Origin of the sequence: Micromonospora sp. NPDC005553 (genome assembly GCF_042871765.1) — a bacterium.
GTDB lineage: Bacteria > Actinomycetota > Actinomycetes > Mycobacteriales > Micromonosporaceae > Micromonospora.
Window position 1 is genome coordinate 1 of the sequence record NZ_JBIAJD010000019.1, and the last position, 1,186, is coordinate 1,186.

The window sequence follows — 1,186 nt, forward strand, 5'->3', positions numbered from 1 at the left end:
GGCGGTTTCAAGCGGCGGTTGCAACCAGGTGTTTGTGGAGTACCTCGGCTGGATTCTGCCAGTCGAGGGTTTGGCGTGGTCGTGCGTTGAGTTCGCGGGCGACGGCGTCGAGGTCGTCCTGGGTCCAGGTGCGGAAGTCGGTGCTGGAGCGGGGGAAGTACTGGCGCAGCAGGCCGTTGGTGTTTTCGTTGCTGCCGCGCTGCCATGGGCTGTGGGGGTCGCAGAAGTAGACCTTGCAGTCGGTGGCCAGGGTGAACACGGGGTGGTAGATCATCTCGATGCCCTGGTCCCAGGTCAGGGTCTTGCGCAGCTCGGCCGGTAGGCGGCGCATCAGGCCGGTGAGGGTGTCGATGACCTGTTCACTGACCCGCGATTCGGGCAGAGCGCCGAGCATCACGTATCGGGTGGCCCGCTCGACCAGGGTGATGATCGCGCTGGAACCTCGGGCGCCGATGACCAAATCACCTTCCCAGTGCCCCGGCACGGCCCGGTCATCGACCTCCGCCGGGCGAGTCGAGATGTGAAAATCACGCACCCACGGCCGGCCCCGGGCCGCGCTGGCCTGACGCGACTGCGCCCGACGCTGCGCCCGACCGGAGCGCAACGCGACCTGCCGGGCCAACTCCTGACGCATCCCACCCCGGGCCTGGAAGTAGATCGCCTGGTAGATCGTCTCGTGTGACACCCACATCTCCGGCCTGTCAGGAAACTCCCGCCGCAACGACCGGGCGATCTGCTGCGGTGAGTGCCGCTGACTCAGACGATCCTTGACCGTCTGCCACAACGGCGGCCACGCCCGCCCCCACCCCGGACGCAACTTCCCGTCACGGGGACGCCGCGCCCGCGCGTCCGCCTTGCCCTGAGCGTTGCGGTGACAGTACTTCCACCGATACACCCCACCCCACCCCTTCGGGTATCCCACCCCCGCCACATACCCCGGAGCCGGGCCATGCGGATGCCGCTGACCCGTCGACACCCGACCCCCCGTCCCGCAGTGACTACGCGACAACTCCCGCCACACCGTCGACCGATCCCGCCCAATCACCTCCGCGATCTGCGGGCAGCTCAACCCCTGACCGAACAACACCTCAATCTGCGCCCGCTCCGCGGACGCCAACCTCTGCCCCGGCATGACCCCTCATCCTGACGAGAATCCACCCCGTTGCAACAACCACTTGAGCCCAAG

General features: G+C 67.5%; 1 protein-coding gene. It reads right to left on the minus strand.

Translation table 11 applies throughout. From position 1 onward, the window contains the following. Positions 1-7: 7 nt before the first annotated feature. Positions 8-1,132, minus strand: a complete 1,125-nt coding sequence (locus ACFYPG_RS33055) for an IS30 family transposase (protein WP_387355119.1) — start codon at positions 1,130-1,132, stop codon at positions 8-10. Positions 1,133-1,186: the final 54 nt, after the last annotated feature.

Coding starts and splice junctions, on each gene's coding strand:
- ACFYPG_RS33055 (WP_387355119.1), bottom strand. CDS start 1,132: ATGCCGGGGCAGAGGTTGGCGTCCGCGGAGCGGGCGCAGATTGAGGTG.